The organism is Methylobacterium komagatae (genome assembly GCF_042661665.1).
In the GTDB taxonomy this organism is placed as follows: domain Bacteria; phylum Pseudomonadota; class Alphaproteobacteria; order Rhizobiales; family Beijerinckiaceae; genus Methylobacterium; species Methylobacterium komagatae.
This window is the reverse complement of sequence record NZ_JBHSWN010000001.1, coordinates 5,160,320-5,185,934: the sequence shown is the minus strand read 5'-3', so window position 1 is coordinate 5,185,934 and position 25,615 is coordinate 5,160,320. Positions and strand designations below refer to the sequence as shown.

Here is a 25,615-nt window from a genome sequence, read left to right as displayed (position 1 = left end):
TCGGCCCCATCCCGGACCACAAAGGCGCGTCCGGGAGCCGGGGCGGGTGATCGCGCCAGAGGAGGTGCGATGAGCACGCATTCCGGCTTCCATCGTCCGGCGGATTGCCCCGCCGTGATCCCAGTCTTTCCCCTGCCCGGCGCGCTGCTGCTGCCGAGGGGACAGATGCCGCTCAATATCTTCGAGCCGCGCTATCTCAAGATGGTGGACGACGCCCTGCGCGGCGATCGCCTGATCGGCATGATCCAGCCGGACCCGGATGGCGCTGCCTCAGCGCATCCGAAGCTGTTTCGCGTTGGTTGCGCCGGACGCATCACCCAATATGCCGAGACCGGCGACGGACGATATCTGATCTCGCTCACCGGCCTCAGCCGGTTCCGGGTCGAGAGCGAGGTCGCCTCGCCCGAAGTCTATCGCCAGTGCCAAGTGAGCTACGACGAGTTCGCGGTGGACTTCCAGGCCCGCGCGGGTGAGGAACAGGTGGACCGGGCGGGCGTCCTCAAGGCCCTGCGCGACTTCGTCGAGTCGAACGAATTGAAAGTCGACTGGGCGGGGATCGACGAGGCTCCGAACGAAGCCCTCGTGAACGCGCTGTGCATGATGAGTCCGTTCGGGATCCGCGAGAAGCAGGCGATGCTCGAAGCGGCGGACCTCAAGACCCGTGCCGAGATCCTGATCGCGGTCACGCAGATGGAACTGTTGCGGGGCTCCGGCCCCGAACCGACGATGCAATAGGACGAAGCCCGTCATGGCCAACGATCTCACCGCCCCCGTCGAGGCGACCCGCGTGGATCCCAAGCTTTTGGAGATCCTCGTCTGCCCGCTGACCAAGGGTACTCTAGAATACGATTCCGCCAAGCAGGAATTGATCAGCCGCTCGGCCAAGCTCGCCTATCCGATCCGCGACGGTATCCCGATCATGCTGCCGGAAGAGGCGCGCCCTCTGCACGATTGATCTTTGCGGAAGCTCGGCATTATTGCCGAGCTTCCTTGCAGTTACGAAATAATACATATTTGTTAGCGTGCAGCCATATTGTTGCCGCGCAACTTGGGTTATGGTGGCTCATCCCGCAACGAAGCTGACAACGGGGCGCTGAACCGCGCCAAGGCGTCGCTGTATTTGCCGAGAGCCACTGATCCTGATGAGCTTTACCGTCCCAACCCTGTTCGCCGCCACTGCCATCACCGCCGGTGCCTTCGCTGCACCCGCAGTGGCAGGTCCTGAGCGGCACAACGGCACCTGGGCGGTCGAGCCGTGACCGAGAGCGGCCTCTGTAACGCGCGCTACAGCTACAGCGTCGCCATCCGCGATGGTGAGGTGCGGCCTCTTTCGGGCCGCGCCCGGGTCAGCGGCAAGGTTTCTGCGGATGGGACGGTGGGAATCACCGTTGCCGGAGCGGGCGGCTCGGGCACCGGAACCGGGCGCCTCAGCGGCACGCAGGGTTCGGGCACCTGGGCGGTGTCGTCCCTCTGCTCGGGCCATTGGACGGCCCGGCGCGGCGATACTCGCACCGCCCAGGCCGAGTGAGCCGGGTCAGGCCGCAGCGGCGAGCCAGGAGCGGGCCTCGGACAGCCGCTCGCGCTCGAACACCTTGATCTTGTAGGGCGAGACGAAGGCGAAGGTCTCGGCCATCATCTTGAGCCAGGGCGCGTCCGTCACCAGGGCGACGTGGCTCACGCCCTTCATCATCGAAATGCCGAAGCGCGGATCCTTGAAGAACGCTGCCGGCTCCATGCCCTGGAAGCTGCGGATGTCCTCCAGAAGCTTCAGGCGGTCGCCCTTGTCGAGGTCGGCCTTCATCGCGGCGATGGCCGCGTTCATCTCCTCATCGGAGATCTTTCCGTCGACCACGATCTCGGCCACGTTCGAGTCCGGCGTCTTGGTGTAGGTCAGCACTGCTCGCTCCTCGTGCACGGCCTCGCAGCCGAAGCGCCCTGTCTCCTACAAAAGCTCTGCGGGTCGACATCGATCGTAACCTTAACGTTGCCGCGCGGCTTCGGGGCGCGGGCGAGCCATTCGCGCAGATAGGCCTGCATGTCGATGTTGCGCTCGGTTTTCACCAGCAGCCGGAACCGGTGCCGTCCCCGGATCAGCGCCAGCGGCGCCTCGGCTGGGCCGAGCACCATGATGCCCGGCGGCGGGTCCGCTTCGCGGGCCAAAGCCTGCCCATGCGCCTCCGCGGCCGCCTTGTCCGTCCCCGAGACGATCAGTGCGGCGAGGCGCCCGAAGGGTGGCAGGCCTGCCGCCTCGCGAGCGGCGATCTCCTCCGCATAAAACCGTTCGGCATCGCCTGAGAGCAGGGCGGCGATCACCGGGTGCTCGGGCTGGTAGGTCTGGACGAGGGCTCGGCCCGGCTTCTCTCCGCGCCCCGCGCGACCCGTCACCTGCTGGAGCAACTGGAACGTTCGTTCGGCGGCGCGCGGATCGCCGGATGTCAGGCCGATATCGGCGTCGAGCACGCCGACCAGCGTCAGGCCGGGGAAATTGTGCCCCTTGGCCACGAGCTGTGTGCCGACCACGAGGTCGCATTCCCCCGCCGCCACGGCATCGAGTTCTTGCCGCAAGCGCTCGGCCCCACCGGGGAAATCGCTCGACAGCACGATGATCCGCTTATCCGGGAATAGCGCGGCTGCCTCTTCGGCGATGCGCTCGACGCCGGGGCCGCAGGGGGTCAGATGATCGAAGGCGCCGCAATTCGTACAGGCCTCCGGCCGCCGCTCGGTATAGCCGCATTGGTGGCAAACCAGTGCGCGCCGGAACCGGTGCTCGACCAGCCAGGTCGAGCAGTTGCGGCACTGATAGCGATGGCCGCAGGCCCGGCACAGGGTAAGCGGCGCATATCCTCGCCGGTTGAGGAAGAGCAGCGCCTGTTCGCCCCGTTCCAGGGTGTGCTTCACAGCGTTGACGAGGGGCGGGCTGATGAAGCTGCCGCGCTCCGGCGGGTCACGCCGCATGTCGATGGCGGCGATATCGGGCAGGCGCCGCCCACCGAAACGTTCGGGCAGGATGAGGTGATCGTAGCGCCCCCGCGCCGCATTCACGCGGCTCTCAATAGAGGGCGTCGCGGAGGCGAGCAGAACGGGACAGCCTTCAAGACGCCCGCGCACCACCGCCATATCACGGGCATGGTAATGGACGCCGTCTTCCTGCTTGTACGCGGTCTCGTGCTCCTCATCGACGACGATGAGGCCGAGTTGCGCGAAGGGCAGGAACAGGGCCGAGCGCGCGCCGACCACCACCTTCGCTTCGCCCGATGCGACAGCCGCGCGCAACCGCTCCCGCCGTCGCCCGCCGATACCGGAATGCCACGCTGCCGGGCGAACGCCGAACCGCTCAGCGAAGCGGTCGAGAAATTGCGCGGTCAGTGCGATTTCCGGCATCAGGATCAGGGCCTGCTTGCCACCTCGGACGCAGGCCGCCACGGCCTCGAAATAGACCTCCGTCTTGCCTGAACCGGTCACACCTTCGAGCAGGACAGGCTTCACCGCCCCGGCCCGCGCGCTTTCATCGAAAGCCGCTTCCAGGGCTGCAACGGCATCCGCCTGTGCCTCGGAGAGCGGCGTGCGGGGATGATCCGGATCGGGAACCGGCGCAACGGGCTCGGGCGCGATCGCGATGGCGTCGAGAGCCCCGTCATCGATCAAACCGTCGACCACGGAAAGCGAGACGCCCGCTTCCTTGGCCAGGGCGCTCTTGCCACGCGACTCGCCGTCCGCGGCAATGGCGAGCACCTTGCTCCGCGCCGCCGTCGCGCGGGTCGGGGGCTTGCCGGAGATCTTCACCGCGACGCGGGCGATCTCGGCGCCCGCCGCCTCGTCGGGCAGCCGCAGCACCATGGCCAATGCCGAGCCCTTGGGCGCGAGGGTATAGCGGGCGATCCAATCAACGAGGCCGCGTAGCGTCCCACCGAGGCGCGGCACATCGATGACACCCGTCACCGGCCGCAGGTTCGAGCCGCCGACGCTCTCGGCCACGGTCCAGACGACGCCGACCGTTTCGCGCGGACCCAGCGGGATCTGCACGACATCTCCCACCTCGACAGCGAGGCCGTGCGGGACGACGTAGCTGTACGGTGTGTCGATCGCGAGGGGGATGAGGATTTCGGCGACGGTCGGCATGTTCTATCTTTGTACCAGAACACGCCGAAAAAAGCGCTATCTGCCGAGGCTTCCGCTGAGCCTATCAGGAATGGCGGCGCACGGCGTAACGGTAACGCCGACCGTCCTCGTCCAGCAATTCACTGTCCGAGCTTTCCCGCCACACAATCTCGTCCCCGGGACCGGCGGCGTCGGTGAGCACCGTGCCCCGGACGATATCGAGGGACAGCCCGGCGCCATAGCTTACGGCGGTCGCGTCATCGATGGCGGCGGCGATGTCGCCGCCATCGGGAAGGCAAGCGAACAGAACGCCGTCGGCGATCGCAAGGGTGTAGGTCTGCATGCAGCGTCTCCACCAGGGGGCAGGCGGCTCGGAAGGGTGCGAACCTAAGAATCAGAACTGTCCAGAGAAGTGCATTCTCGGAAATGCTGCGTTGCAGCAATCAGCTCATCCTTTACAAACATCTTCCGGCCGGCGTCGCACGAGCGGAATGACACCTGAGACGCGCTTTGGTGCCTTCACACTCCCGTGATCGGCGCCGTCCTGCGCGCCTCTGGCGGGGAGACGACCACCGTCGCCGGCACCTCAGCCTCGTCGGCAAAGGCGGCAATCACGTCGGGGGCCAGCGCCGTTCCGTCGTCATCCGAGGCGGGAACGAGGCGCACCGTTTCGGCGCAGGGCGGTGGCGCCTGGCTCACCGAGTGCTCCTCGGCCACGGCACGTGCGGCCTCTCGCGTGATGAGCCCCAAACCCGCCGCGTGCTGGGCGATGGCGATGCTGTCGGCGGCGAGGACGAGGCTCGATCCCGTCGCCGCGACGGCGCCGGCCAAGCGCACCACCTCTTCGGTCCGCGCGGCATCGCGCGAAACGTTGCGGATATAGACCGCCTTCACCCGCCCCGGATGGTCAGCCACGATCTGCGCATAGACTTCGGGGTCGTGCTGTCCGCTGTCGCCGATCAGGACGAACGGACGGTCGCGATAGAGGTCGAGCATATGGCGGATGAGGGCCTGCTTGTGGTCCTCGGCCTTCCGGGGGAGGGGGTGGGTCCAGGACAGGCCCCATTCCCGCAGGAACAGAACCGGCCCGGCCGGGATGTCGTGGCTCCGGAAGAACTCCGTGAGCATGTCGTAGAGGCCCCAAGGCGCCCGCGAGACGTACAGCATGGGATTGCCCTCGCCCCCGCTCGCGCCGCCATGCAGGCCCCGGTAGAGCGAGGCCACGCCGGGGAAGGCGACGCGACTCTCGGCGTCCTCAACGAACAGCCGCCAGAGCATCTTCATCTTGTTGGCGACGCCCGTGCGCATCACCGTGTCGTCAATGTCGCTGACGACGACGAAGCCACATCCCGCGGTTGGGATGTACACCTCTGCCTTGGCCGGGATCGGCGGATCGGCCTGCATAAGCAGATCCACCTCATGCCAGGGACCCTCGACAGGCGGCAGGTGTCGCGGGCGCAAGTGCACGCGGAAATATCCGTCACGGTCGGTCACGGCCTCGCATTCCGTACCGCCGAACCGAGCGAGGATCGTGGCCCCCGCCACCGTCCGGCGGGAGATGCGGCGGCGAACGTCCCGCCACTGGGCGCGCCAGGAATCCGGGTCCTCGCCCGGGATATCGGGCGATTGCCGGAAGACGCGGCCGATCAGGAAGATCTCATCCGCCGAGCCGTAGCCGCGATAGGGTTCAACCACGAGGCCGCCACGCCCCTGCGCCCGCCGGACCGGGCGAGCGACGACGCGCAAAGCTTTCCGCGCGGCCCGGCGGGTGCGGCTCTCCATCGCTCTCAGGCCATCATGCCTGGGGAAGTTCGGGGGTGAGGCCGAGCGCGTCGAGCCCTTCCTCCAGTAGGTCGCCGGCATCGGGCGTGCCGAGCAGTTCCTTGATCGCACCCTCGCCGACGGCTTCGCGCTCGCTGGCGAACTTCACGGCGGCATCCCATTCCTCGGGCTCCATGTCGCCGCGCCCGACATAGAGAAGGGCCAGAAGTTCGGCGCGGGAATCGTCGTCGAGGCCCGCGATCATGCTCCGCACCTCGGATTCGGTGGCATCGTCCGTGCCGGAGACAAGCACGTCGGTCGCCCCGTCATCGATGGGGTTCGAGCCGGAATCCGGGTCTGTGGCGCCCTCTTTCACCTCGATCGCACGCAGGCGGATGACGATGTCGGCGACGGTATCGGCGGCGATATCCATGAAGGTCTCCCGAGGACGCATGTGAACCGGGCCGATCACGGCCCCATGAGCCGCACAACGGTCGAGGCGCGCGGCGGTTCGCTCGGACACGTGCGGCACGGCCGGGCGGAGGCAAAGTGCGGGGTCCACAACCTTGAGCGGAACGAAGCAGCCCCTCTGGGGCTTGCATGTCGCCGATGACGACGAAAGCTTTCACCCGCCCCGTGACCCGCCACTGCCGGACGCCCGTTTGGGCGCTAGGATCGGCCGTGATCCTTTCAGGATGGCTCGCCGCCCCGGCACAGGCGCGGCCGACCTATGACGGCAGCGCGCCGACCTGTTTTCTCACCGCCGGTGGCAGTCTGGAAATTTGCCGCGACGGCAGCGAAGCGGAAGGGGTCCTCGCCGCGCCGCCTGCCTGCTCCTTCGTGCGCGGCGTGCAATTGCTTCGGCTTCAAAAGACGCCCGCGGACGGGCCGATCGAGTTCGTCTTCCAAGGCGAGAGCCCGCTCGGCAAGACACGGCGGGGCGAGGATTGCCCCGAGCGGATGGCCACGGACGACCGCGATGGCGGCGCGCTGCATACCGGCCGCAGCCCGGAGCAACTCGCGACCATCCTGCCCCCGTCGCAGATCCGCTTCGGCGTGACGCTGCCGGAGAAGGACAAGCAGACGAAGCGCCGCCGTCGCGGGCGCGATCGTGACGGCGACGAGCCGCCGGCGCAGGTCCGCGAGGGTATCGGCCCTCGCGACCCGATCGCAGTAGCGGGACGGGACTGGGCGGGAGAGGAGTACTCTTACGTCTTCCTGCTCGGGCAGGAGGCTCCCGTTGCCGAGGCCGCGACCGAAGCGAACGAGGACAGGCCCCGGCGCAGGCGCGGACGCCGTCAGCGCGAATGGTCTGAGCCCGCGACGCCGGTTTCCCTCCGCCGCGTCCAGATCGAGGCGCGCACACTCGATTTCGCGAATTTCGAGATCCGCACCCGCGACGAGAGTGGAAACCTCGCTTGGGTGCCCGTGAACCAGGAGAAGGACAGGAAGCGCCGTTCGCCCCTGGAACCGGCTGTCGTGCTGGATGAGGAGGGCAAGCCCGTCCGCTCGGCCTGCGCGGCCATGCCGTTCGAGACCCAGGGGCTCGTGGGCTCGATCAGCATCGTCGAGCAAACCTATCACTACTTCTACACGGATGTGCTGCCGGAGGATTGCAACCTGCCACCGGAGAAGCGCCGGATGGGTCTATTCCTGCGCACGGCCACCGATCTTGCCGTCGATAAAGTTTGGTCGCGCCCGCGCCGTCTCGGCGGTGCTCTTCCGCCGAACAGTCTCGTGCGCGTCGCCCGCGCAAAGGGTGCCTCGCGCTGGGCCGTTTCCTACACCTGCAGCCGTCCGGCCAACGCTCCGGGCGGACCGGTGGCCGATATCTGTCTGCAATACACGGCCGATCTCGACCCGGCCGGAATCGGTGCGTTGACGCTTTACGCGGACCCCGTCGAAGCTGGGCGCTCCACCGCTTATCTCGGCCTCCGCTCCGGTGGGAACGGGGCCGGGCGGTTCGACCGCGCCGCGCATTTCTGGATGACCGACGCCCACGGCAATCTCGACCTGCCCGCGAGTTATGCGGGCAAATCCGGCCTGCTGACCTGGGTCGATCGCCTTGCCCCCGGCGCGGGCGGCTCGACGGGATCAAAGGTCTACGGGCGGCCGGTCTATTGGGCGACGTGGACGGTGCGACGCGCAGCGGAACGCTGACCGCGCGAGGAAAATTTCACTTCAGCGGCACCCGGCATGCATCCGGCATCGCGGGGGCGTATATGGCTCCCGCAGCGCCGAGGGGCGGCGCGTCAGATCGGCCCGATGGACACTGGTACAGATCTCTGGTTCGCCGCGAGCATCGTGGTGATCTCGCTCGTCCTCTCGGCGTTCTTCGCGGGCGCGGAGACGGCCTTCACCGCTGCCTCCCGGGCGCGGATGCATGCCCTGGAACAGGGCGGCGATCCCCGAGCCAGCATCGTGAACCGCATCCTCGCGATCCGTGAGCGGTTCATCGGCGCGATGTTGATCGGCTACAACATCGTCGCCATCGGGGCCTCGGCCTTCACGACGAGCGTGCTGACGGCGATCTTCGGCAAGAGCGGCGTCATCTACGCCACGATCGGGATGTCGGTGCTCGTCATCGTCTTCGCCGAAGTGCTGCCGAAGACCCTCGCCATCTCGAACCCCGATAAGATCGCCCTTTTGATCGCGAGGCCCGTGGCCTTTGCCGTGGCGCTGATGGGGCCGCCTGCGCTCGCCATCGAGCAGCTCGTCCGCCTCATGCTCAAGCCGTTCGGCGTCACCATCGGCGAGCACCAATCGATCCTTACCGCTGCGGAGGAGATCCGCGGGCAGGTGGCACTGCTTCATCGCGAGGGCGGGGTCGAGCGTGCCGAGCGCGACATGCTCGGCGGCCTGCTCGACCTGTCGAATCTCTCCGTCTCGGACGTCATGGTCCACCGCACCAAGATGCGCGCCATCGATGCCGACATGCCCTCCGAGGACATCGTCAGGGCGGTGCTGTCCTCACCCTACACCCGCATGCCCCTGTGGCGCGGCACGCCGGAGAACATCGTCGGCGTGCTTCATGCCAAGGACTTGCTCCGCGCCCTTGACGCTGCGGGCGGCGACGCTTCCGGCCTCAAGGTCGAGGAGCTTGCCCTGGAAACGTGGTTCGTGCCCGGCATGACGACGCTGCGCGCGCAGCTCAAAGCGTTCCTCTCGAAGAAAACGCACTTCGCCCTCGTCGTGGACGAGTACGGCGAGGTGATGGGCCTCGTAACCCTCGAAGACATCCTGGAAGAAATCGTCGGCGATATCGCGGACGAGCACGACGTGACCGTCTCCGGCGTGCGCATTCAGGTCGATGGCTCGGTGAATGTCGACGGTGGGGTGCCGATCCGCGACCTCAATCGCGCCATGGACTGGAACCTGCCGGACGACGAGGCCACCACCATCGCGGGCCTCGTGATTCACGAGGCGCGGACGATCCCCGACCAGGGCACCGCCTTCAATTTCCACGGTTTCCGGTTTCAGGTGCTCCGCAAGGCGAAGAACCGGATCACGACGCTGAAGATCACGCCCCTCACCGGGGCCAATCCCGCGACGCCTCTGCTCGAGCATCGCGAAGCCGACCGCTGACACCCGAGCATCGTCCGCCAGCATCTCTCCGCGTAGCGGCTACCAGCGGGGGCGGTGCCCATGTTCGATCCGCTGCATCGCTGCGTTCCGGTAGGTTTCCGGGCTCAGAGGCTTGCCCGTCGGATCGATCACCGTGACCTCGGTATGTCCGGATTCACGCCACGACAGTGCGAGGACGATGGCGCTGGCAGCGACCTTGCGGGTCTGCTGCACGTAACCTTCACTGCTCTTCGCAGAGACGACGAAATGGCCGGAAGGGGAATCGGTCTGAGCCATAGCGTGAGTTGATAACGCTCGCCGAAAACGCGCATTGATCTAGATTGCCTTAACCTGCGTTTTTTGTACATCTTCAAAAGGAATGTCAGGCTCAACCGTGAGCCATGGTGCCCACCGGGCAAAGAAAAGGGGCCGCCTTTCGGCGACCCCCTTCCTCATCCAATCGGATGGCGCAGGACTTAGAAGTCCATGCCGCCCATGCCGCCGCCCGGCATTGCCGGAGCAGGGCTGTCCTTCTTCGGCGCGTCGGCGACCATGGCCTCCGTCGTCACCAGCAGGCCAGCCACCGAGGCGGCATCCTGCAGGGCGGTGCGGACGACCTTGGCCGGGTCCACGATACCGGCCTGGATCATGTCGACGTACTCTTCGGTCTGGGCGTTGAAGCCGAAGGTCTCGGAGTCCGTCTTGTCGGTGATCTTGCCGACCACGATCGAGCCCTCGACACCAGCGTTGCTGGCGATCTGGCGGATCGGGGCCTCAAGGGCCTTCAGGACGATCTTGATGCCGGCCTGGACGTCCGGGATGTCGGACTTCAGCTCGGAGACCGCCTTCTTGGCGCGGAGCAGGGCGGTGCCGCCGCCGGGAACGATGCCCTCTTCCACCGCAGCGCGGGTGGCGTTGAGCGCGTCGTCGACGCGGTCCTTCTTCTCCTTCACCTCCACCTCGGTCGCGCCGCCGACGCGGATCACCGCGACGCCGCCCGCGAGCTTGGCCAGACGCTCCTGGAGCTTCTCACGGTCGTAGTCCGAGGTGGTCTCCTCGATCTGCGCCTTGATCTGCGAGATACGGCCCTCGATGTCCGACTTCTCGCCGATACCGTCGATGATCGTGGTGTTCTCCTTCTCGATGCGGACGCGCTTGGCGCGGCCGAGCATCGGGAGCGAGACGTTCTCGAGCTTGATGCCGAGGTCCTCGGCGATCATCTGGCCCTTGGTCAGGATCGCGATGTCCTCGAGCATCGCCTTGCGGCGATCACCGAAGCCCGGAGCCTTCACGGCCGCGACCTTCAGGCCGCCGCGGAGCTTGTTCACGACGAGCGTGGCGAGCGCCTCACCCTCGATGTCCTCGGCGATGATCAGGAGCGGCTTGCCGGTCTGAACGACGGCCTCGAGCACCGGCAGCATGGCCTGGAGCGACGAGAGCTTCTTCTCGTGGATGAGGATGTAGGGATCCTCGAGCTCGGCGACCATCTTCTCCGCGTTCGTGATGAAGTACGGGGAGAGGTAGCCGCGATCGAACTGCATGCCCTCGACGACGTCCAGCTCGGTCTCGGCGGTCTTGGCCTCCTCGACGGTGATGACGCCTTCGTTGCCCACCTTCTGCATGGCGTGGGCGATCATCTCGCCGATCTCCTTGTCGCCATTGGCGGAGATCGTGCCGACCTGGGCGACCTCATCGGAGGTCGAGACCTTCTTGGCGCGCGAGGTGATGTCCTTCACGGCGGCCTGGGTGGCGAGGTCGATGCCGCGCTTCAGGTCCATCGGGTTGATGCCGGCGGCTACGTACTTGGCGCCCTCGCGAACGATGGCCTGGGCCAGCACGGTCGCGGTGGTGGTGCCGTCACCGGCGATGTCGTTGGTCTTCGAGGCCACTTCGCGCACCATCTGGGCGCCCATGTTCTCGAAACGGTCGGCGAGCTCGATCTCCTTGGCGACCGTCACACCGTCCTTGGTGATGCGCGGGGCGCCGAAGCTCTTCTCGATCACGACGTTGCGGCCCTTCGGGCCGAGCGTCACCTTGACGGCGTCCGCAAGGATATCGACGCCGCGAAGCATCTTGTCGCGGGCGTCGGCGGAGAAACGAACGTCTTTCGCTGCCATGTCCTAGCTCTTTCGGTTCGAGGATGGCCCCGAGGCCTGAAGCGGCCTCAAAGGGGCTTGAAAAGCCTGTGCGGTCGAACGCCGACGATCAGAGGGCGACGACGCCCATGATGTCCGACTCCTTCATGATGAGGAGATCCTCACCGTCGATCTTGACCTCGGTGCCGGACCACTTGCCGAACAGCACGCGGTCACCGGCCTTGACGTCGAGCGGGTTCACCCGGCCGTTCTCGTCACGGGCGCCGGCGCCGACGGCGATCACTTCGCCCTCTTGCGGCTTCTCCTTGGCGGAATCGGGGATGATGATCCCGCCCTTCGTCCTCTCTTCGCTCTCGATGCGGCGGACGACCACACGGTCGTGCAGCGGACGGAACTTCATGAGCTGCCCTCTTGCTTCAGGTCTGGAGATGGCGTTGATGCGGCCCGGCAGGTCGCCTCGACCCCATAGTTAGCACCTTTGTTAGCACTCTCATTCGACGAGTGCCAACGCGACGGCGAGATAGCCATCGCGTGGTTCCAAGTCAAGATGGTCGCACCCGGCTGTGCCGCGTCGCGGCTTCCGCCCGCCAGGATCTAAGCCCGACATGCTGAACTATCACGGGCCGGTCTGGATCGACCTGGTCGATCCCACGGCGGAGGAGGTGGCACGCGTTGAGGAGGCCACCGGCCTTCGGATCCCAACGCGCGAGGCCTTGTCCGAGGTCGAATCGTCGAGCCGCCTTCGTCGGCTCAAGGGCGGGTTGTCGCTTTCGACGCCAATGATCACGTTCGAACAGGCGGATTCCCAGTTGAAGCCTCTCGGCTTCCTGCTGACGCGCGATCACCTCGTCACCGTGCGCTTTCACGATCTCCGCGCCTACAGTTCGGCGGCCGAGCGTTTGAAGGAGGACGGCGAGGGCGGCGATCCGGCCGAGACTTTCGTGGTCCTGCTGGAGGAGTTGGTCGACAGCCTCGCGGACGCGCTGGAGGAGATGGCTGCCGATCTCGATGCCTTGTCGAGCCGCATCTTCGATTTCGACGTCCGCGCCCGCTCGTCGCGGCGTCAGGACGAGGCGCCGCCGCGCCGCCGCGACCTTGCGCTCCGACGGATCCTTCGGGCCATCAGTCGTCGGGGGAAAGTCTTGGGCAAAGTGCGCGCGAGCCTGCTCGGCCTGGAGCGGATCGTGCCTTTCGTGGCGAGTGCCTGCGACGGCCTCGAACTGTCCGATGACGGGCGGTTCGACACGATCTCGCAAGGATATCGAGTCGCTGGACGAGTTCGAGACGCGGCTCGCGGAAAACGTTCAGTTCCTGCTCGACGCGGCTTTGGGCCTCATCAACATCGAGCAGAACAACGTCTTCCGGGTTCTCACGGTCGTCTCGGTGGTGGGCGTGCCCCCAACGCTGATTGCATCCATGTACGGCATGAACTTCAAGCACATGCCGGAACTCGAATGGACCTACGGCTATCCCTACGCGCTCGGGCTGATCGTAATGAGCGCGCTGATCCCGATCGTTTATTTCCGCATCAAGGGCTGGTTCTGACCGGCGGTAGGGCGACTGCCCGCTCCAGGGGCATCGGCCTTCCCAGTAGATAGCCCTGCGCGCGCGTGATCCCGATCGCGCCGATCACCGCCAGTTCCTCCTCGGTCTCGACACCCTCGGCGACCACCTCGCAGCCGATGCGGCGACCATAGAGGGTCAGCGCTTCGGCCAGCGCCCGGCGGGCGGAATCTTCGTTCAGGCCCCGGATCAGGGATCGGTCGAGCTTGATGAATTCCGGGTTCAGGTCGAGGATGTGCCGGAAGGTCGAATGGCCCGCGCCGACATCGTCGATGGCAAGGCGAAGGCCCCGCGCGCGAAGGGCGCGAGCGCCTGCCGCAGGGTCTCGTAGCGATCGACCACGGCATGTTCGGTCAGTTCGACCACCACCCGGTGGACGGGAACACCCTCCAGCACGCGAGCGAAATGCTCGCTCAGGATCGCCTCATACGACAGGTTGATCGTCAGCTTGAGCGTCTCGTCCAAATGGGGCAGGGCCGCGAGGGCCTTTCGTGCCGCAAGGAATTCGAGTTCAAGTCCAAGACCCATCTCGGCCGCCTCGGCGAACCACGCATCGACTTGCCGCTGTGGATTCTTTGGAAAGCGCGACAGAGATTCGAACCCCGTCAGGTGCCCATCCGCCACGCGATAAAATGGCTGAAACACCATCTCGATCGCTTCTTCCTCAATGATGCGGGCGATGTCGGCTCGGCGGGACGTGACCGCGTAGGCCGCACGCCGCTCCTTTTCGAGGACCGCTTCAACGACCTCCGCGCACATTTTCAGGACATTGAGATCGCGGGCACCGAGCCGCCGGTTGGGCGCGGCACTAAAGCAGCAGACGTCCCGTAGGGTGTCCCGTCCGGATGACGAAGGGGTACGCTGAGATGGGCCCCGACGGGGAAAGCTTTCGTTGCTGGGAGTGCCGCCGCCGTCCGATTGGTCTGGGCATTCGACAGTAAGCCGGGCAACGTCCCTTCCGCGACATGGTGGCAGAAGGTCGTCTCCAGTGGGTCGGAATTGCCTACGGCCACTGCATCTTGTCCCGCCGCACCGTCCGTGAAGCGAAAGACACGATTTCCGCGAGTAAACTCGGAGATGAAACCGACATCCATCGCAAGATAGCGGCGCACCGCGCCCAGAATACTCTGGATCTGCTCTGCGCTTACACCCGCCACGGTGTCTATAAAGGCCGGCAGCACGCTCAAGTCCCAGCGATCCCCCGACGAGCTTAGTTCCTTACGCGCTAAACAACCATGTTATGATCGTCAATATTATCATAACAGCCGTCGAACGCTCTATTGTATACTTTTATGCAAAGTCGCGAGAAACGGCGTCAATTCCGCTTCTCACTGTACAAGGTTATAGGCCAGTTTGGGACCACGCATAGCCCCGGATACATCGCATCGGCAGAAATTAGAGAGAAAAGTCTCTTGCGCGCAGCCTAATCTCGCGCAAGTTGCGCCCGACCGATGGCGAAGACGCGGCCGTCACCGAGGAGATAGGCGGTGAAGCCTTTCGGGAAGGCGGCGTCGAAGGCCTTGTCGCGGACGTTGAGACCGCCCGCGAAGGCGCCGAGGGCGGGCATGATCAGGCGGCTGCCATCGGTGACGAAGCACCGCCGCCGTACGGCGCGCCCGCGCATCGCGACCTTGCCGCAGGGATGGAGGTGCCCCGCGATCTCGCCCGGTGCGGCGGTCTCGCTGGGTTCGTGACGCAGGACGAGGCTGCCGAGGGTCAGCGCCTCTGCATAGCGCCCGCCGACACCTTCCTGCACGGCCGCATCGTGGTTGCCCGCGATCCAAACCCAATCGCGGCCCTCCTGAAGAGCGGCGATCATCGCCCGGTCGCCGGGCTCCATCCTCTCGGGCCCACGGGCGTCGTGGAAGGAATCGCCGAGAGCCACGACCCGCGCAGGATCATGCCGGGCGATGGCCTCATGGAGACAGGCGAGGGTCTCGCGGGTGTCGTAGGGCGGCAGGAACTGGCCTGACCGGGATGCGAAGGATGAGCCCTTCTCAAGGTGAAGATCGGAGACGATCAGCGTCCGGTGGGCTTCGAGCCACAGGCCACCGCACAAATCCAGCGTAAGCACTTCTCCGGCGAGGGTAATCGTCGGGTGTTTCTGGGTCTTCTCGAGTCGGAGTCCGGCCGCCACCAGGGCATCCTCTAACGCATCGGGGGAGGGCGAACCGTCGTGCGGGCCTCGGCTCAAGCCAGGGCCTCCTGAAGAAGCTCCGCCTCCGCCTCGGCCAGAATCTCGTCCGCTCCCTCGCCGTAGACCCGCTCGCGTCCGATCTCCAGCATCACGGAGACGGATAGCGGCGACACCCGGTCGAGGGCACGATGAATGATTCGCCCCTGGATGCGCTCTAGCATCATACCGAGGCGTCGCACGTCGAGGAGTCCGGTTGCCGCATCCTGCGCGCGGCGGCGAGCAACAGGTGGTCGGGCTCGTGCTTCCGCAGCACGTCGAAGATCAGGTCGGTCGAAATGGTCACCTGTCGCCCGGTCTTCTTCTGCCCCGGATGGTGGCGCTCGATCAGACCGGCGATCACCGCACATTGGCGGAAGGTGCGCTTCATCATGGCCGATTCATCGAGCCACGCTTCGAGGTCGTCGCCGAGCATGTCCTCCCCGAACAGCTCGGTCATGAAATCCGGATCGAAGGCCGCGCGCTCGGACACGTCGCGGGTCATCCAGATGGCGATGCCGTAATCGTTGGCTGCGAAGCCCAGCGGCCGCAGACCCGCCCGTTCCAGACGGCGGGTCAGGAGCATCCCCAGCGTCTGGTGCGCGAGCCGCCCCTCGAACGGGAAGGCGGTGAGGTAGTGCCGCTTGCCGCGTGGGAAGGTCTCGACCAGCAGGTCGCGCTCTCCCGGCAGGACCGAACGGCGGCGTTGCTGGAGCAGGTAGTCGCCGATCTGCTTGGGCAGCCGGTCCCATTCGAACGGATCGGCGATCAGCGCCCGCACCCGCGCCGCGAGAAAGGTCGAGAGCGGGAACTTCGAACCGGCATAGGACGGGATCGCCGGGTCGGTGCCCGGCGGCGCCCGCGTGACGAGCGCTTCATCCTCGGCCAGCCCCTCGAAGCGCAGGGTCTCGCCGGCGAACAGGAAGGTGTCGCCCACGATCAGCGTATCGGCGAATTCGTCCTCGATCTCGCCGAGCACCCGGCCGGTCTTCGGCAGCACCGTGCCGGGCTTGTTCCGCAGGCTTCGGCCGAGGCGCACCTTCACGCGGGCCGCCTCGACGATAGTGCCGACATTCATGCGGTAGGCTTGAGCGGTCCGCGCATCACGCACGCGCCACAGCCCGTCCGGTCCGCGTAGGATCTTGGCGAACCGCTCATAGGCGCGCAGCGCGTATCCGCCGGTCGCCACGTAGTCGATGACCTGCTCGAATCGCTCCCAGGGGAGCCAGGAATAGGGCGCCGCCGAGACGATCTCGTCATAGAGATCGTTCGGATCGATGGCATCGGCGCAGGCCATGCCGAGGACGTGCTGGGCCAGCACGTCGAGGGCACCCTGGCGGGCATCGGGCGTGTCCTGCGCCGCCTCCTCGACGGCATCGAGGGCCGCTTGGCATTCCAGCATCTCGAAGCGGTTGCCGGGCACGAGATAGGCCTTGGACGGCTCGTCCATCCGATGGTTGGCCCGGCCGATCCGCTGCATGATCCGGCTCGCCCCCTTCGGCGCGCCGACATTCACGACGAGATCGACATCGCCCCAATCGATGCCGAGATCGAGGGTCGCGGTGCAGACGATGGCCCGTAGCCCCCCGACGCCATGGCCGCCTCGACCCGCCGTCTCTGCGCAGCATCGAGCGAGCCGTGGTGGATGGCGATGGGCAGCGTGTCCTCGTTGAGGCGCCAGAGCTCCTGGAACGTGTATTCGGCCTGAAGCCGCGTGTTGACGAAGACCAGCGTCGTCCGGTGCTCCTTGATGAGGTCGTAGATCGCCTCCATCGAGTGCCATGCGGTGTGACCGGAGATCGGCAGCGACCGGCCGAGGTCGAGCATGCGCAGATCGGCCCGGGCCCCGCCCGCCACGACCACGAGATCCGCCATCGCCGGCGCCTCGGTCTTCTGAGGCACGAGGTAACGGCGCAATTCGTCGGGCTCGCGAACGGTCGCGGAGAGACCGATCGAGACGAGATCGGGGCTGAGCTTGTGCAGCCGCGCCAGGGCGAGAGACAGGAGGTCGCCGCGCTTCGACGTGACGAGGGCGTGCAACTCATCGAGCACCACGCAGCGGAGGTTGGCGAACAGGTCGGCCGCTTCGCGGTGGGCGATCAGCAGCGACAGCTGTTCCGGCGTAGTCAGCAGGATGTCCGGCGGGCGGCTGATCTGCCGGGTCCGCTTGTGGGACGGGGTATCGCCGGTTCGGGTCTCGACGCGGATCGGCAGATCCATCCCGGCAATGGGCGCTTCCAGGTTGCGGGCGATGTCGACCGCGAGCGCCTTGAGGGGCGACACGTAGAGCGTGTGCAGCCCGGCCTTCTTGCCCTTCGCGGTGCCACGTTCGGCCAGCGAGACGAGGCTCGGCAAAAACCCCGCCAGGGTCTTTCCTGCTCCGGTGGGGGCGACGAGCAGGGCCGAGCGCCCGCCCCGGATAAGACGGAGAAGGCCGATCTGGTGGCTGCGGGGCTCCCAGCCCCGCGAGGCGAACCACGCCTGGAAGGCCGGAGGTAAGTCGTCCGCCGGGCCGCTCAGGCGAGGGCCATGAGGAAGCGGTCAATCAGCTCCAAGGCGCGCTCGCTCATGGCGCCCGGATAGCGCACGAAGACGTGGCATCCGCCCGGATAGACCGCCGTGTGCCCTCCATTCCCGGCGGCCGCCCAGCGCGACGACATGTAGAGCGTGTCATCGAGCAGCGGATCGCAGGTGCCGACCGTGAACAAAGCGGGCGGCAGGCCCTTCAGGTCGGCGTAGATCGGCGACACGTCGGGACGGCGACGGTCGATGCCCTCCCGCACGTAGCCGTCGGCGAAGCGCGTCAGATCCTCGGTGTTCACCACGAGCCGTTCCGCGCCCCAGTTGCGCACCGAGGGGGTTAGGCCGAGATCGAAGAAGCCCGCATTCAGGTTCGCACCCCGGAAGGCGCGGCCGAGCCCGTGACGGTCGCGCAAACGCAGCATCACCATCACGGCGAGATGCGCGCCGACCGATTCGCCGCCGATGGTCAGGGCGTTGACGCCGAGTTCGGCCCGGCCCTTTCCGGCGAGCCAGAGGGCGGCGGCCTCGCAATCGACGAGGGCGGCGGGATAGGGGTGCTCGGGGGCAAGCCGGTATTCCACGGACAGGGTGATGAAGCCGCAGGTATCGGCCACCCGTTCGAGCCACGGATCCTGCTCGTCAGCCGAACCCCAGATCCAGCCGCCGCGATGGATGTGCAGATAGGCCCCACGCAGCTTGGTGCCCGGCTTCGGGCGGATGCAGCGCAAGCGCAGCGGACCTTCGGGGCCGTCGATCGTCAGCCATTCGGCGCGCGCGCTGCGCGGCATGGCCGGGGAGGCCTGGGTCCCGGCCCTGCGGCGGGCGCGCACCTCCTCGATAGGCAGCGTCCAGGGGTCGGGCTGCGCGGCATGGGCCGCGACGATCTCGGCATTGAGCCGCTTCGTCTCGGGATCGATCGTCGCCGGGTCGAACAGGGCGTGGTCGATCATTCTCTCGTCTCTGTCGGGCGGCGAGGTTCGGGCAGCCTGCCCTGCATCTTGGCGCGCGCCCTTCTGCTTGCCATCTGGGGCGTTGCGGGGAAATCCGCCATGGACGCGGATGTCGCCGCCTTTCGCGCCACTGTGGTGCAGCGGCCACGGTTATGCCCGCTTCAGCGGTGATGCAAAGGCGCCAGAGCGAGAGAGACGATGTTGCTCGACCAAGACCGCCGCAATTCGGGGGCAAGGCCCGGTGAGCCGCCCCATGCCGCCTACCGCACCGGCACGGCCCCCTCCGCCATGCGGCGCTTCCTGGGCGGCTCGCTCATGGGCGTTTTCCTGCGCCTTCTGTTTCTGTCCGTGCTCGTCGGCGCATTCATGTCGATGCTCGGCGTCACGCCCGGCCTGCTGTTCTGGCGCGTGGTCGATTCGGTGCAGGATCTGATCTACCTCGCACGGACGCAGTTGAACGACGTCGCGGGATGGGTGATTGCGGGCGCCATCATCGTCGTGCCGCTCTGGCTGATCTCGCGGCTCTTCGCGGTTTCTCGCTGACGACGAGAGGCATCCGTGCGTTAGCGCACGGACGCGGCAACGCGCGCGGCGGGAGGGCTGAAGCTCGATCCGCCCGCGGGATCACATCGTGACCCTCTCAGCAACCGCCCCCATCAGCCATCGCCGCGTGCTGACGCTCGCGCTGCCGATGACGCTGGCCAACGTCACGACGCCGCTGCTCGGTTTCGTCGGGGCAGCGGTGATCGGGCGCTTGGGCGATGCTGCCCTGCTCGGCGCCATTTCGCTCGGTGCCGTCATCTTCGATGCGATCTTCTGGTCATTCGGCTCCCTGCGGATGGCGACCGCGGGGCTGACCGCGCAGGCGGTGGGTGCAGGCGACCGCGCCGAGATCGATCGCAGCCTCGCGCGCGCCCTCGCGGCGGGGGCTCTTGCGGGCCTCGCCATTGCCCTGCTGCAATGGCCTATCGGGCAGGCAGCCTTCGCGGTGAGCGGGGCGAGCCCGGCGGTGGTCGCGGCTCTCTCGAGCTACTTCCACATTCGCATTCTCTCCGCGCCCTTCGTGCTCGCGAATTACGCGTTGCTTGGCTCAGTGCTCGGCCGGGGGCGGACAGATCTTGGCCTCGTGCTTCAAGTCGCGATCAATCTCATCAACATCGCGCTTACGCTGGCTCTGGTGCTCGTGGCCGATCTCGGCATCGCGGGCGCCGCCCTCTCGGCCTTGGGCGCGGAGGCGGCGGGCTTGGTGCTCGGGCTCTTCGTAGTCACCCGGCTCGGTTCGCATCCGTTCCGGGTGCCGCTGACGGAAATTCGCGACGCGGCGGCCCTGCGCAGAACGCTCAGCGTGAATGTCGATGTGATCCTACGAACGCTCGCGATCATCGCGGCTATCGTCGTGTTCTCGGCCCTCGGAGCCCGGCAGGGCGACGTGATCCTGGCGGCCAATGCCGTCCTGTGGAATCTCTTCATGATCGGCGGGTTCTTCCTCGACGGCTTCGCCACAGCGGCCGAGACCCTCTGCGGTCAAGCCGTCGGCGCGCGGGACGAGGCCCGCTTTCGGGCGGCGGCCTCGCTCAGCCTTCGCTGGTGCGTGGGCTTCGGTCTGGCCGTAAGCCTTCTGGCCCTGGCGGGCGGGCCGGCCTTCATCGACTTCGTGACGACGAACGGCACCGTGCGGGAAGCCGCACGGATCTTCCTGCCGCTCGCGGCTCTTGCGCCCATCGCGGCGGCGGCGGCCTTCGCATACGACGGGATCTATATCGGCGCGACTTGGACGCGGGCGATGCGCAACCTGATGTTGATCGCGCTTGCGACGTTCGGCTTGGCCATCGCCGTGACCCAAGGCTTCGGGCTTGGCAATCCGGGCCTTTGGATCTCGTTCGTGATTTTCCTCGCCGCGCGGGGCGTCGGACAAGCCCTCGCCTATCCGAACCTCGCCCGCAAAACCTTCCGCACAGCCTGAGCGCGGATCAGCGCGGATCTTTCCAAGAGGTGGCCGACGCCGAAGCGACCGGCGCAGCACGCGGAATCGTCGCCTCGGCCCGGCGCTGTGGCGCTCGCCGCGCGGTGACGACGCGGCGGTTGCGGCGGACATGGCGACGACCGCCCCGCTCCGTCGAATTGCCGATGACACCCCCGATCACCGCCCCGGCGACGGCTCCGATCGGCCCGCCGACCAACGCGCCTGCAACGGCGCCTGAGCCGACCCCGAGGGTCGTGCGGCTTTGCGCCGAAGCCGCCTGCGGCAAGGCAAGGGCGGCGGCGAGCGCCAGGATCGGGAGAGTCCGTCTCATCAAAAGGTCCAAGATTGCACTGCGTTCGCCGGGGCTTAGATTCTGCGACCGTGACGAAACCACGGCCGTGAATGGCTCCCGCGCCAGTGTCAAACCTTTCGCGTCCTCAATGGCGGAGGCAAAACACTGATGGCCTGATCGGCTCCCTGGTCTAGTGTGCGCTGCAACGCGACCACACCAGCCTGAGGACCACGGGCCGGGCGATGGGGCGATAACGGACAAGAGCGGCGGAGAGCCGCGAGGGAAGGATCTCTACCGATGGCCACGCTGACCGATCTCCGCCTGCGCCGCAGCGTGCTGTACATGCCGGGCTCGAATCAGCGCGCGCTGGAGAAGGCGAAGTCCCTACCCTGTGACAGCATCATCCTTGATCTGGAGGATGCAGTCGGGTCGGAAGAGAAGGATACCGCCCGCGAGCAGGTTTGCGCGGCGGTGAAGAGCGGCGGCTACGGCGAGCGGGAGCTGATCATCCGCGTCAACGCGCCTCAGACGCCCTGGGGGAGGCGGACCTGCACGCCGCCATCGAGGCCAAGCCCGATGCGATCCTGATGCCGAAGGTGTCCTCTCCGGCCGTGCTGGAGAGCATCGCCGACCGCCTCGAATCCCTGGACGCGCCAGAGAGTATCAACGTCTGGGCGATGATCGAGACTCCGGCCTCGATCCTCAACATCTACGAGATCGCCAAGGCCAAGCGCGACCGCCGTAACCGGCTGACATGCCTCGTTCTGGGCACCAACGATTTGTCCAAGGACACCTGGGCCAAGATCGTCCCCGGCCGCGCTCCCATGTTGCCCTGGATGATGACCGCGCTGGCCGCCGCCCGCTCGGAGGGGTTGACCATCCTCGACGGCGTGTTCAACGACATCTCCGACGTCGAGGGCTGCCGCGAGGAGTGCCGCCAGGCGCGCGACCTCGGCTTCGACGGCAAAACGCTGATCCACCCCAACCAGCTCGAGCCCGCCAACACCTCCTTCGCCCCCACGGAGGAGGAGGTGCGCCGGGCCAAGATGGTGATCGAGGCGTTCGAGAAGCCCGAATACGCCAAGCGCGGTGCCATCAAGCTCGAAGGGCGACTCTACGAGCGCCAGCACCTCGCCATGAACCGCCGCGCCGTGAACTGGTCCGAGGCGATCCAGGCGAAGGGGTACTAGCCCTTCGCCAAGTCACGCGCGTCGCGGCCAACGAAGGCCGCGACGGAGTTCCCGCCCTCGGCGCGAACCCGTTCGACAAGGCCGCGCTTGATCCGCCCGACGAGGCCGGGTCCCTCGTAGACCAGCGCCGAGTAGAGCTGCACGAGGCTCGCCCCCGCACGGATCTTCGTCCATGCCGCTTCGGCCGAATCCACGCCGCCGACGCCGACCAGCGGGATCGACGAGCCGACCCGCAGGAAGGTCTGCGCCAGCATCCGCGTGGCGGGGACGAAGAGAGGCTTGCCGGAGAGGCCGCCCGTCTCCTTCGCAAGCGACGTTTCCCGCAACGTGGCGGGACGATCGATCGTGGTGTTCGAGACGACGAGCGCCTGCACGCCCCGGCGCAGGGCAGTCGCACAGATCGTGTCGAGGGCATCGAGGGCCATGTCGGGCGCGATTTTCAGGAGAATCGCAGCGTGGCTCCCTGCCTCGTCGCGGGCAGCCACCACGCGAGCCAGAAGCTCATCGAGGAAGGCCTCGCCCTGCAGGTCGCGGAGACCGGGTGTGTTGGGAGAGGACACGTTGACGGTGACGAAGGCCACATGCGGCACCAGCGCGGCCGTACAGGCGGCGTAATCGGCCAGCCGGTCGGCCGACTCCTTGTTCGCTCCGATATTCACACCCACGATGCCCGGCCGGTCGGCCCGTCGCGCCAAGCGCGCGGCCACCACGGAGAGCCCTTCGCTGTTCAGGCCGAATCGGTTGATCACCGCCCGGTCGGCGGCGAGCCGGAACACGCGGGGCTTCGGATTGCCGGGCTGCGGCCGGGGCACGACCCCGCCGACCTCAACGAAGCCGAAGCCAAGACCGAGCAGGGCATCGGGCACCCGCGCACCCTTGTCGAACCCCGCGGCGAGGCCGATCGGGTTCGAGAATCGCCGTCCGATGACATCGATAGCAAGGCACGGATCATCGGCGGGCGGCGTAGCAGCGGGTAGAGCCGCAAGGGCGCGGATTGTCAGGTCGTGCGCGCGCTCGGCATCGAGCCGGTGCAGCAGGGGCCGCACCAGGGGAAAGGCCGCGTCGATCATTGCGGAAGGATTCCCTCCGGGAAGCTGTGGCGGCCATCGGGGCCGAGGGGCATCTCCTCGACGGACATCGCGGCCGAGAGCGGCAGGTCACCGTAGAGATGCGGAAAAAGATCGCCGCCCCGCGAGGCTTCGAAGCGCAGCGCAGGGCCGAGCCGGTCCGCCTCGACGGCGACGAGGAGCAAATCGTCCTGTCCCGCGAAGTGACGAGCGGCGGTCTCCGCCACCTGTGCGGCGGTGGAGAAGTGGATGAACCCGTCCGCGAGGTCGACGGGCGCGCCCGTGAAACAGCCCTGGCCCTCGGCTTCGCGCCACAGGGCGCGTGGGCAGATCTTGTAAATGAGCGGCATGCTTATGGTCCCGGCGGGCGTCGGATAGAGGCCGCATCATCCTGCTGCAACAGGTGTGGACGCGGATGCCAGTCTTTCCGAACAGTCACTTGGGTCTCGATTGCAATTGGCGGACGGTAGTTCTAGTTTCCTAGAAGTAGGCTGCTCGTCTCAAACCAAGCCGACTCTCGGGTCGTGTCCGGTGCGGATCCCTGCGGCCAGGGTCTCTGGACCGGTCTGACCAGACTCGGCGGGTCGCATGCTGTCGCACGAACAGATTTGGAACGCCATCGATCGCTTGGCCGAGCGGCATGGCTATTCGGCCTCGGGGCTCGCGCGCAAGGCCGGGCTCGATGCGACGAGTTTCAACCGCTCCAAGCGCGTCGGCGCCGATGGGCGAAAGCGTTGGCCCTCCACGGAATCGATCTCGAAGGTGCTGGCCGCGACGGGCGCGAGCCTAGACGAATTCCTGCGCCTGATTGAGGCCCGCGCCGTCCCGGCCCGGACCATGGTCCCGCTGATCGGCCTTACCCAGGCGGGATCGGGCCGCGTCTTCACCGATGACGGCATGCCGACCGGCGGCCCCGGCTGGGAGGAGATCGAGTTTCCCGATCTTGGCGAGGAGCGGGCCTTCGCCCTCGAAGTCCAGGGCGATTCGATGATGCCGCTGTTCCGCGACGGCGACGTGCTCATCGTGTCCCCCACGGCGAGCGTGCGCAAGGGCGACCGCGTGGTCGCCCGTCTCCATGGCGGCGAGGTGCTGGCGAAGGAGTTGCGGCGGCGCACGGCGCGCACCGTGGAACTCGCCTCACTGAACCCCGAGCACGAGGACCGCGTGCTGAATATCGGCGAGATCGCGTGGATGGCCCGCGTCATGTGGGTCCGGCAGTAGGCGCTCCCTCCCTCGACCGGCGCGGCGGCTGCCGCTATCGCTTTCCTCAGACACGCAAGGTTTGGCGAAGGCGGGAATGGCGCAGCCCGACACGGATCTCGACGAGGCTGCCCGCGCGGTGCTGAATGCCCTGCCGACCCCGAGCCTTACCCTCGGTGCGGATGGCACGATCCGTTGGGCGAACGCCGCTTTCGACGCCCTGACCGGTCATCCCCGAGATGCGCTATTCGGCAAGGGGCTCGATGCATTGTGCTGCCCCGGCCTATCCGCGGCCGATCCGAGCCAAGACGCTCCACAGGAATTTCTCGCCCGGCGGGCCGATGGCGCGACCTTCTGGGCCAACCTGACCCTCGCACCGTTCCCCGGGGCCGAATGGCGGATCGGGCAGATCCTCGATGTAACGGCCCGGCGCGAGGTGGAATCGGCCCTCGCCCTGTCCCGGCAACGTGAGGCGCTGGGGCTCCTTACCAACAGTGTCGCGCACGAGTTCAACAACTTCCTGCAGATCCTGATCGGCTACATCGACGGGTTGAAGCGCCGCCTCGGCGACCGGCCCGAGCCGTTCATCCAGCGGGCGATTTCGCGCTCCGCCGACGCGACCGAGCGCGCCGCGATCCTCACCCGGCAGCTTCTGGCCTATTCGCGCCGCATCGCGCCGGATGTCCGCCCCGTCGATCTGGACGCGCTCATGGCCGATCTCGGCGCGCAGCTGTCGAGTGACCTGCCGCCGGGGATCCGTCTGGCGGTGATGCCGACACCGGGCCTGCCGCGCGCCATCACCAACCCCACCCAGATCGAGTTCGCCCTGCGCCAGCTCGTCGCCAATTCCTGCGAGGCGATGCCGGGCGGCGGGACGCTGACCCTCTCCACCTTCCGCATCGAGCCCGGCGACCGCTCACTCCAGAACCCCGGCGCGGGTGCAGTGGGGATCGTCGTAGCCGATACCGGCCACGGCATGTCGCCGGAAATGCTGGCTCGGGCGCTCGCACCGTTCCAGACCAGCCGGGAGGCGGGCCGGGGCGCGGGCCTCGCCATCGTTCATGGGTTGATGAAACGGCAGAACGGCACGATGTCCCTCGACAGCGAGCCCGGCGGCGGCACCCGCGTCCGTCTGGTCCTGCCCGCAGCACCCGATCGCGTGCTTCACTGACGCG

At 67.0% G+C, this 25,615-nt stretch carries 22 protein-coding genes and 5 pseudogenes; 11 read left to right on the top strand and 16 right to left on the bottom strand.

Translation table 11 applies throughout. The features are described 5' to 3' along the window. Positions 1–69 precede the first annotated feature (69 nt). The 3 genes and pseudogenes from ACFQE0_RS25490 to ACFQE0_RS25480 all read left to right on the top strand — a co-directional run bounded on the left by ACFQE0_RS25490 (position 70) and on the right by ACFQE0_RS25480 (position 1,528). On the top strand, positions 70–735 hold the full coding sequence (locus tag ACFQE0_RS25490) for an LON peptidase substrate-binding domain-containing protein (protein ID WP_378974656.1): 666 nt from the start codon (positions 70–72) through the stop codon (positions 733–735). 13 nt (positions 736–748) lie between these two features. Continuing rightward, positions 749–955, top strand: coding sequence for a Trm112 family protein (locus tag ACFQE0_RS25485; RefSeq protein ID WP_243953994.1), 207 nt, complete (start codon positions 749–751; stop codon positions 953–955). 187 nt (positions 956–1,142) lie between these two features. Then, positions 1,143–1,528, top strand: a pseudogene (locus tag ACFQE0_RS25480) (hypothetical protein). A 6-nt stretch (positions 1,529–1,534) separates the two neighbouring features. On the opposite strand, the gene ACFQE0_RS25475 reads toward ACFQE0_RS25480, so the two are convergent. The 5 genes from ACFQE0_RS25475 to ACFQE0_RS25455 all read right to left on the bottom strand — a co-directional run bounded on the left by ACFQE0_RS25475 (position 1,535) and on the right by ACFQE0_RS25455 (position 6,292). Next, positions 1,535–1,897 carry a SpoIIAA family protein gene (locus ACFQE0_RS25475; protein WP_378974652.1) on the bottom strand — a complete coding sequence of 121 codons (363 nt, stop codon included), beginning with the start codon at positions 1,895–1,897 and terminating at the stop codon, positions 1,535–1,537. Next, a complete protein-coding gene (locus ACFQE0_RS25470; RefSeq protein ID WP_378974649.1) occupies positions 1,891–4,119 on the bottom strand; it encodes a primosomal protein N' in 2,229 nt (742 codons plus the stop codon). Before ACFQE0_RS25470 ends, ACFQE0_RS25475 begins: the two co-directional genes overlap by 7 nt. A 64-nt stretch (positions 4,120–4,183) precedes the next feature. Continuing rightward, on the bottom strand, positions 4,184–4,441 hold the full coding sequence (locus ACFQE0_RS25465; RefSeq protein ID WP_378974646.1) for a hypothetical protein: 258 nt from the start codon (positions 4,439–4,441) through the stop codon (positions 4,184–4,186). Between the two features lie 176 nt (positions 4,442–4,617). Next, the gene (locus ACFQE0_RS25460) at positions 4,618–5,880 is read right to left on the bottom strand and encodes an App1 family protein (protein WP_378974644.1); all 1,263 of its coding nucleotides are present in this window, start codon (positions 5,878–5,880) and stop codon (positions 4,618–4,620) included. Positions 5,881–5,893: 13 nt separating this feature from the next. Continuing rightward, a complete protein-coding gene (locus tag ACFQE0_RS25455) occupies positions 5,894–6,292 on the bottom strand; it encodes a DUF3775 domain-containing protein (RefSeq protein ID WP_378974642.1) in 399 nt (132 codons plus the stop codon). A 248-nt stretch (positions 6,293–6,540) separates the two neighbouring features. Here ACFQE0_RS25455 and ACFQE0_RS25450 point away from each other — a divergent pair, with 248 nt between their 5' ends. Both ACFQE0_RS25450 and ACFQE0_RS25445 read left to right on the top strand, forming a co-directional pair. Beyond that, positions 6,541–8,019, top strand: coding sequence for a hypothetical protein (locus tag ACFQE0_RS25450; RefSeq protein ID WP_378974639.1), 1,479 nt, complete (start codon positions 6,541–6,543; stop codon positions 8,017–8,019). Between the two features lie 105 nt (positions 8,020–8,124). After that, a complete protein-coding gene (locus tag ACFQE0_RS25445) occupies positions 8,125–9,444 on the top strand; it encodes an HlyC/CorC family transporter (protein WP_378974637.1) in 1,320 nt (439 codons plus the stop codon). Between the two features lie 39 nt (positions 9,445–9,483). Here ACFQE0_RS25445 and ACFQE0_RS25440 read toward each other — a convergent pair whose 3' ends face one another. The 3 genes from ACFQE0_RS25440 to groES all read right to left on the bottom strand — a co-directional run bounded on the left by ACFQE0_RS25440 (position 9,484) and on the right by groES (position 11,919). Further along, positions 9,484–9,720, bottom strand: coding sequence for a hypothetical protein (locus ACFQE0_RS25440; RefSeq protein WP_378974634.1), 237 nt, complete (start codon positions 9,718–9,720; stop codon positions 9,484–9,486). A 179-nt stretch (positions 9,721–9,899) separates the two neighbouring features. Then, on the bottom strand, positions 9,900–11,540 hold the full coding sequence (groL, locus tag ACFQE0_RS25435; RefSeq protein ID WP_378974632.1) for a chaperonin GroEL: 1,641 nt from the start codon (positions 11,538–11,540) through the stop codon (positions 9,900–9,902). A gap of 88 nt (positions 11,541–11,628) precedes the next feature. Continuing rightward, the gene (groES, locus tag ACFQE0_RS25430) at positions 11,629–11,919 is read right to left on the bottom strand and encodes a co-chaperone GroES (RefSeq protein ID WP_378974629.1); all 291 of its coding nucleotides are present in this window, start codon (positions 11,917–11,919) and stop codon (positions 11,629–11,631) included. A 205-nt stretch (positions 11,920–12,124) separates the two neighbouring features. On the opposite strand from groES, the pseudogene ACFQE0_RS25425 reads away from it, so the two are divergent. After that, a pseudogene (locus tag ACFQE0_RS25425) lies at positions 12,125–13,064 on the top strand (magnesium transporter CorA family protein). Here the strand turns inward: ACFQE0_RS25425 and ACFQE0_RS25420 are convergent. From ACFQE0_RS25420 to ACFQE0_RS25400, 5 genes and pseudogenes are all read right to left on the bottom strand, one after another. Continuing rightward, a pseudogene (locus ACFQE0_RS25420) lies at positions 13,048–13,730 on the bottom strand (EAL domain-containing protein). The pseudogenes ACFQE0_RS25425 and ACFQE0_RS25420 sit on opposite strands and share 17 nt — an antisense overlap. Positions 13,731–13,843: 113 nt before the next feature. After that, positions 13,844–14,269, bottom strand: a complete 426-nt coding sequence (locus ACFQE0_RS25415) for a hypothetical protein (protein WP_378974627.1) — start codon at positions 14,267–14,269, stop codon at positions 13,844–13,846. A 236-nt stretch (positions 14,270–14,505) separates the two neighbouring features. Next, a complete protein-coding gene (pdeM, locus tag ACFQE0_RS25410) occupies positions 14,506–15,219 on the bottom strand; it encodes a ligase-associated DNA damage response endonuclease PdeM (protein WP_378974624.1) in 714 nt (237 codons plus the stop codon). A 53-nt stretch (positions 15,220–15,272) separates the two neighbouring features. Beyond that, positions 15,273–17,775 (bottom strand): annotated as a pseudogene (locus ACFQE0_RS25405) (ligase-associated DNA damage response DEXH box helicase). Then, positions 17,772–18,728, bottom strand: coding sequence for an alpha/beta hydrolase (locus ACFQE0_RS25400; RefSeq protein WP_378974621.1), 957 nt, complete (start codon positions 18,726–18,728; stop codon positions 17,772–17,774). The pseudogene ACFQE0_RS25405 and the gene ACFQE0_RS25400 overlap by 4 nt, the downstream one beginning before the upstream one ends. A 198-nt stretch (positions 18,729–18,926) precedes the next feature. Between ACFQE0_RS25400 and ACFQE0_RS25395 the strand changes: the two genes are divergently transcribed. Then, positions 18,927–19,271, top strand: coding sequence for a DUF6460 domain-containing protein (locus ACFQE0_RS25395; protein ID WP_378974619.1), 345 nt, complete (start codon positions 18,927–18,929; stop codon positions 19,269–19,271). Positions 19,272–19,419: 148 nt separating this feature from the next. Continuing rightward, positions 19,420–20,691 (top strand): MATE family efflux transporter, encoded by a 1,272-nt coding sequence (locus ACFQE0_RS25390; protein ID WP_378975701.1) that lies wholly within the window; start codon positions 19,420–19,422, stop codon positions 20,689–20,691. Positions 20,692–20,698: 7 nt separating this feature from the next. Here ACFQE0_RS25390 and ACFQE0_RS25385 read toward each other — a convergent pair whose 3' ends face one another. Further along, positions 20,699–21,022, bottom strand: a complete 324-nt coding sequence (locus ACFQE0_RS25385; protein ID WP_378974616.1) for a hypothetical protein — start codon at positions 21,020–21,022, stop codon at positions 20,699–20,701. 258 nt (positions 21,023–21,280) lie between these two features. Here ACFQE0_RS25385 and ACFQE0_RS25380 point away from each other — a divergent pair. Next, positions 21,281–22,173: pseudogene (locus tag ACFQE0_RS25380) on the top strand (HpcH/HpaI aldolase/citrate lyase family protein). Here the strand turns inward: ACFQE0_RS25380 and ACFQE0_RS25375 are convergent. After that, on the bottom strand, positions 22,170–23,243 hold the full coding sequence (locus ACFQE0_RS25375) for a quinone-dependent dihydroorotate dehydrogenase (RefSeq protein ID WP_378974614.1): 1,074 nt from the start codon (positions 23,241–23,243) through the stop codon (positions 22,170–22,172). The pseudogene ACFQE0_RS25380 and the gene ACFQE0_RS25375 sit on opposite strands and share 4 nt — an antisense overlap. Then, entirely contained in the window at positions 23,240–23,590 is a 351-nt protein-coding gene (locus ACFQE0_RS25370) for a DUF952 domain-containing protein (protein ID WP_378974611.1), read from the bottom strand. Before ACFQE0_RS25370 ends, ACFQE0_RS25375 begins: the two co-directional genes overlap by 4 nt. Before the next feature lie 238 nt (positions 23,591–23,828). On the opposite strand from ACFQE0_RS25370, the gene ACFQE0_RS25365 reads away from it, so the two are divergent. Beyond that, entirely contained in the window at positions 23,829–24,461 is a 633-nt protein-coding gene (locus tag ACFQE0_RS25365) for a S24 family peptidase (RefSeq protein ID WP_378974609.1), read from the top strand. Positions 24,462–24,537: 76 nt separating this feature from the next. After that, positions 24,538–25,611, top strand: coding sequence for a two-component system sensor histidine kinase NtrB (locus tag ACFQE0_RS25360; RefSeq protein ID WP_378974607.1), 1,074 nt, complete (start codon positions 24,538–24,540; stop codon positions 25,609–25,611). Positions 25,612–25,615: the final 4 nt, after the last annotated feature.

Coding starts and splice junctions, on each gene's coding strand:
- ACFQE0_RS25395 (WP_378974619.1), top strand. CDS start 18,927: ATGTTGCTCGACCAAGACCGCCGCAATTCGGGGGCAAGGCCCGGTGAG.
- ACFQE0_RS25455 (WP_378974642.1), bottom strand. CDS start 6,292: ATGGATATCGCCGCCGATACCGTCGCCGACATCGTCATCCGCCTGCGT.
- ACFQE0_RS25460 (WP_378974644.1), bottom strand. CDS start 5,880: ATGGAGAGCCGCACCCGCCGGGCCGCGCGGAAAGCTTTGCGCGTCGTC.
- ACFQE0_RS25485 (WP_243953994.1), top strand. CDS start 749: ATGGCCAACGATCTCACCGCCCCCGTCGAGGCGACCCGCGTGGATCCC.
- ACFQE0_RS25470 (WP_378974649.1), bottom strand. CDS start 4,119: ATGCCGACCGTCGCCGAAATCCTCATCCCCCTCGCGATCGACACACCG.
- ACFQE0_RS25385 (WP_378974616.1), bottom strand. CDS start 21,022: ATGAGACGGACTCTCCCGATCCTGGCGCTCGCCGCCGCCCTTGCCTTG.
- ACFQE0_RS25390 (WP_378975701.1), top strand. CDS start 19,420: ATGACGCTGGCCAACGTCACGACGCCGCTGCTCGGTTTCGTCGGGGCA.
- ACFQE0_RS25365 (WP_378974609.1), top strand. CDS start 23,829: ATGCTGTCGCACGAACAGATTTGGAACGCCATCGATCGCTTGGCCGAG.
- ACFQE0_RS25400 (WP_378974621.1), bottom strand. CDS start 18,728: ATGATCGACCACGCCCTGTTCGACCCGGCGACGATCGATCCCGAGACG.
- groES (WP_378974629.1), bottom strand. CDS start 11,919: ATGAAGTTCCGTCCGCTGCACGACCGTGTGGTCGTCCGCCGCATCGAG.
- groL (WP_378974632.1), bottom strand. CDS start 11,540: ATGGCAGCGAAAGACGTTCGTTTCTCCGCCGACGCCCGCGACAAGATG.
- ACFQE0_RS25490 (WP_378974656.1), top strand. CDS start 70: ATGAGCACGCATTCCGGCTTCCATCGTCCGGCGGATTGCCCCGCCGTG.
- ACFQE0_RS25370 (WP_378974611.1), bottom strand. CDS start 23,590: ATGCCGCTCATTTACAAGATCTGCCCACGCGCCCTGTGGCGCGAAGCC.
- ACFQE0_RS25440 (WP_378974634.1), bottom strand. CDS start 9,720: ATGGCTCAGACCGATTCCCCTTCCGGCCATTTCGTCGTCTCTGCGAAG.
- ACFQE0_RS25360 (WP_378974607.1), top strand. CDS start 24,538: ATGGCGCAGCCCGACACGGATCTCGACGAGGCTGCCCGCGCGGTGCTG.
- ACFQE0_RS25445 (WP_378974637.1), top strand. CDS start 8,125: ATGGACACTGGTACAGATCTCTGGTTCGCCGCGAGCATCGTGGTGATC.
- ACFQE0_RS25375 (WP_378974614.1), bottom strand. CDS start 23,243: ATGATCGACGCGGCCTTTCCCCTGGTGCGGCCCCTGCTGCACCGGCTC.
- ACFQE0_RS25465 (WP_378974646.1), bottom strand. CDS start 4,441: ATGCAGACCTACACCCTTGCGATCGCCGACGGCGTTCTGTTCGCTTGC.